Annotated in this window: 5 protein-coding genes; 3 read left to right on the top strand and 2 right to left on the bottom strand. The window is 31.0% G+C overall.

Going from position 1 to position 4,758, the window contains the following annotated elements; genetic code table 11:
* Nucleotides 1-97 precede the first annotated feature (97 nt).
* Both ACTG3S_RS04455 and ACTG3S_RS04450 read left to right on the top strand, forming a co-directional pair.
* Complete coding sequence (locus tag ACTG3S_RS04455; protein WP_439128170.1) at nucleotides 98-1,126, top strand: LacI family DNA-binding transcriptional regulator; 1,029 nt, start codon at nucleotides 98-100, stop codon at nucleotides 1,124-1,126.
* A 3-nt stretch (nucleotides 1,127-1,129) separates the two neighbouring features.
* Nucleotides 1,130-1,948 carry an HAD family hydrolase gene (locus ACTG3S_RS04450; RefSeq protein WP_439128169.1) on the top strand — a complete coding sequence of 273 codons (819 nt, stop codon included), beginning with the start codon at nucleotides 1,130-1,132 and terminating at the stop codon, nucleotides 1,946-1,948.
* Here ACTG3S_RS04450 and ACTG3S_RS04445 read toward each other — a convergent pair.
* The gene (locus ACTG3S_RS04445; protein WP_439128168.1) at nucleotides 1,929-2,351 is read right to left on the bottom strand and encodes a secondary thiamine-phosphate synthase enzyme YjbQ; all 423 of its coding nucleotides are present in this window, start codon (nucleotides 2,349-2,351) and stop codon (nucleotides 1,929-1,931) included. The two genes, ACTG3S_RS04450 and ACTG3S_RS04445, sit on opposite strands and share 20 nt — an antisense overlap.
* A 20-nt stretch (nucleotides 2,352-2,371) precedes the next feature.
* On the bottom strand, nucleotides 2,372-3,163 hold the full coding sequence (locus tag ACTG3S_RS04440; protein WP_439128167.1) for a DUF2797 domain-containing protein: 792 nt from the start codon (nucleotides 3,161-3,163) through the stop codon (nucleotides 2,372-2,374).
* An 82-nt stretch (nucleotides 3,164-3,245) separates the two neighbouring features.
* Between ACTG3S_RS04440 and ACTG3S_RS04435 the strand changes: the two genes are divergently transcribed.
* Nucleotides 3,246-4,754, top strand: coding sequence for a GH3 auxin-responsive promoter family protein (locus ACTG3S_RS04435; RefSeq protein WP_439128166.1), 1,509 nt, complete (start codon nucleotides 3,246-3,248; stop codon nucleotides 4,752-4,754).
* Nucleotides 4,755-4,758: the final 4 nt, after the last annotated feature.

Raw genomic sequence — 4,758 nt, 5'->3', positions numbered from 1 at the left:
TTTTATCAATCTTACAATTTAAAGAAATCGTAAATAATCATAGTTAATTATCATTTGTTAGCACTTTTTTGTATTTTAGTCCTTATTTTTTAAATATATGAAAAGACTTACCATAAAAGACATTGCTAAAGAATTTAAAGTGTCTATCTCTACAGTTTCAAAAGCTTTGAATGATAGCTATGAGATAAGTGTAAGCACCAAAGAGAAAATTCAGAAATTTGCTAAAGAGAATAATTACAAACCAAATTTTAATGCACTTAGCTTAAAAAACAGGCAAACAAAAACCATTGGTATCATAATACCAAACATGCTAAATTACTTTTTTGCGCAAGTTTTTAATGGGATAGAAAAAGTTGCCAACGAAAAAGGCTACAAAATAATTTCTTGTATTTCTAACGAGTCTCACACCAAAGAAGTAGAAACTATGGAAATGCTTTCTAACGGAAGTATCGATGGCTTTATACTTTCTATGGCAGAAGAAACTGTTTTAAAAAACGACTTTAAACACTTTGATGAAATATTACAAAACGGCACCCCGATTGTAATGTTTGATAGAGTTGCAGAATCTATAAGTTGTGATAAAGTAATAACAGACGATTTTAAAGGCGCTTCTAAAACTGTAAAATATTTAGCAAAATCTGGTAGTAAAAACATTGCTTTTGTATCTACCATTAGTAACTTAAAGGTTGGTAAAAAAAGACATCAAGGGTATTTAAAAGGTTTAGAAAAAGCTGGTTTACCGATAAACAACAACCTAATTATTAACATCTTAGAAGAAGACTATAAAAAATACGAAAGTATTTTAACTCCAATTTTTAATAATAACGAAATAGATGCTGTCATAGCTACAGACGAATCTTCTGCAATTGCTGCCATGAAAGTTGCCCAGAAAAAAGGCCATAAAGTGCCCGAAAATTTTGCTGTAGTTTCTTTTTCTAATGGTATTTTAGCAAGACATTCTAGTCCTAAATTAACAACGGTTAGCCAACATGGAGAACAAATGGGAGAAACTGCTGCAGAGTTATTAATTAATAGATTAGAAAATAAATCTGAAGAAAAACCAGAACACAAAACCATTATTATTAAAACCGATTTGGTAGAACGCAACTCTACAAAGATGTCTTAATTTATGAATCTAAAAAAAGTACAGTTAGTGGTTTCTGATATGGATGGAACACTACTAAATTCTAAAGGCGAAGTTAGCAATCATTTTTTTGAACTTTTTAAAAAATTACAACAACAAAACATACATTTTTGTGCTGCTAGTGGTAGACAATACAACAGCATTGTAGATAAATTAGCTGCCATAAAAGATGATATTTATGTGATTGCAGAAAATGGCGGTATTGCTAAGAAAGGGACCAAAACATTACTTTCTAACTTTTTAAAAAGTGATAAAATTGTAAATATTCTTCCTGTTTTAAGAAGTATTAAAGACACAAACATTGTGCTTTGTTCAGAAGAAAATGCTTTTATAGAAAGTAAAGACACTAAATTTATCAACCTTTTTCAAGAGTATTATCATAGCTATACCATTGTAGATGATTTGATGGAAGTTGCAAAAAATAAACCTATTTTAAAAATTGCCATTTATCATTTTTCATCTTCAGAAGGTTACATTTATCCTAAAATTAAACACTTAAAAAACGATTATTTGATTAAAGTTTCTGGACAAAATTGGTTAGACATTTCTGATGATAAAGCCAACAAGGGAAATGCTTTAAGAGAGGTTCAAAAATTACTAAATGTTACCAAAGACCAAACCTTAGTTTTTGGCGATTATCATAATGATATAGAGATGTTGCAAGAAGCAGATTTTTCTTTCGCTATGAAAAATGCGCATAAAGACATTACAGAAATAGCAAATTATAGCACCACCAGCAACAACGATTTTGGGGTAGAAAATATCTTAGAAAAACTCATAGAAGCTAAACACCAAAAGCGGTAACCACTAGTTTTCTTGCCCCTCCAAAATTTCTATGCTCACCCAAATAAATACCTTGCCAAATACCTAAATTTAACTGTCCGTTTGTAATAGGTACTTCCACAGCGTTTCCTAAAAGAGAGGCTTTTAAATGCGCTGGCATATCATCACTACCTTCATAAGTATGAATAAAATAAGGAGCGTTTTCTGCAATCATTTTGTTAAAATGACTTTCAAAATCTTGCCTAACAGTAGGGTCTGCATTTTCGTTAATAGTTAAACTTGCAGAAGTATGTTTTATAAATACCTTTAAAAATCCCTTTTGTATTTTTTTATACGCAGGAAATTCATTTTTAATAATTTCTGTTATCAAATGAAAACCTCTAGAATAAGGTTGTAATTGTATTTCTTTTTGTTCGAAAATCATTTTATTTTTTTATGCTAGTATCAAACCTCAACAGAAACCACTAAACCTTCATTACTTCTAATATTAAAAACAGTCTCATCATCAAAAATTAAATACTGCCCTTTAATACCTGCCAATTTACCAGTATATGTTGGTGTTTTTTCTAAATTTAAACTTTTTGGTTTTTCAGGATATTTAGATACCGGAAAATTTAAATTGGTCTCAGCATTATTTTCTATAAAATACGGCATTGCCTCTTCAGGAATGTACTGTTTCAGTTTATCTCTCCACTCCACCAGGTTTTCATCTTCAATATCATTCTTCAACATTTTACGCCAATTGGTTTTGTCTGCCACATGTTCTTTTAATGCAACTTCTGTAATACCCGCCAAATATCTGTTGGGCACTTCTACAATTTCTATGGCTTCATGCGCACCTTGGTCTATCCATCTTGTAGGCACTTGTGTTTTTCTTGTAACACCAACTTTTACATTGCTAGAATTTGCTAAATACACAATATGTGGTTGTAATTGCACCGATTTTTCATAGGCCAAATCTCTATCTTCTTGGTCTAAATGTGCTGTACTTAATTCGGGTCTCATAATCCAATCTCCAGCAGAAGGAATATCAAAAAAGCAAGATTTACAAAAACCCTGTCTGTATATTTTTTTTTCTAAATGACAGTTCAAACACTCATAACCCACAAATTTTATGCTAATATCTTTATCTATTAACTGATTCATGTTTAAAAAATCGGTTTTCATGTCTAAATAATACTGAATTTCAGTATTATTTTCTGTCATCATTTTTTTTAAAACTCCTTGGTAAATCATCTCACAAATTTTAGTATTTTTAAATTTCGGTTTTAGACGCTAAATAACTCTAAATCGAAACTAAACAAACTTACGAATTTCTATGGCTTTTCAGATTATCAATTCTATAATTTCTTGGTTTTTAAAGAAACGGAAACATCAGATTGAATTGTTTTTAAAATATCCTGAAGATGTACAAAACGAATTGCTTTTAAAACTATTAAACACTGCAAAAAACACCAAACTTGGTAAGGAAAAAGGGTTTGCATCTATAAAAAATTATAAAGATTTTACCACAAAAGTACCCATACAAAAATATGAAACCTTTGAGCCTTTGATAGAACGTTCTAGAAAAGGAGAACAGAATATTTTTTGGCCATCAGACATTAAATGGTTTGCAAAATCGAGTGGTACCACCAATGCCAAAAGTAAATTTATACCTGTTTCTGATGATGCCTTAGAGTATTGCCACATGAAAGCGGGTAAAGATATGTTGTGTTGGTACATTAACAACAATCCGAAAACACAATTATTTACAGGTAAAGGTTTACGTTTGGGAGGAAGCTCTGAGGTTTACCAAGACAATGGTTCTTACTTTGGAGATTTGTCTGCAATAATTATAGAAAACATGCCTTTTTGGGCAGATTTTAGCTCTGCACCAAGTCAAGAAGTTGCGTTAATGAGCAATTGGGAAACCAAAATGGATGCTATTATTGATGAAACCATCAACGAAAATATTACCAGTTTAGCGGGTGTACCCAGTTGGATGTTGGTTTTATTAAATCGAGTTTTAGAAAGAACTGGAAAAGATAATATTTTAGAGGTTTGGCCTAACTTAGAAGTCTATTTTCATGGAGGCGTAAATTTTAATCCTTACAGAGAGCAGTATAAAAAAATGATTCCTAAAAAGGAATTTAAATATTACGAAATTTACAATGCCTCCGAAGGTTTTTTTGCCATACAAGATAGAAATTACTCTAAGGAATTATTACTAATGTTAGACTATGGTATTTTTTACGAGTTTATACCTATGAGCAATTATAACGGAGAAAACTCTGAAACCATCCCTCTTTCTGAAGTAAAAAAAGACATAGATTATGCCTTAATAATTACCACCAATGGTGGTTTGTGGCGCTATTTAATTGGCGATACCATTCGATTTACTTCTTTAGAACCTTATAGAATTAAAATTACAGGGCGCACCAAACATTATATTAATGTTTTTGGAGAAGAATTAAACATAGAAAACGTAGAAGATGCCTTAAAATTAGCTTGCGAAAAAACAACGGCAACTATTGCTGATTATACTGTGGGACCAATTTTTATGAAAGGTAAAGAAAAAGGTGGCCACGAGTGGATTATAGAGTTTCGTAAAAATCCAGATTCTTTAGGCTATTTTACAGAGGTTTTAGACAATGCGTTAAAGTCTATAAATTCTGATTATGAAGCAAAACGTTATTTAAATATGACCTTAATGCCCCCAAAAATACACCAAGCAAAAGAAGGTTTATTTTATAGTTGGTTAAAGAAAAAGAACAAATTAGGTGGCCAACACAAAGTACCACGTTTGTCTAATACTAGGGAGTTTTTAGAAGAACTGTTAGATTTGTAATTAA

Origin of the sequence: Polaribacter sp. (assembly GCF_965656025.1) — a bacterium.
Taxonomy (GTDB): Bacteria; Bacteroidota; Bacteroidia; order Flavobacteriales; family Flavobacteriaceae; genus Polaribacter.
Note: the sequence above shows the minus strand (reverse complement) of the source record. Positions and strands in the feature narration are given on the sequence as shown.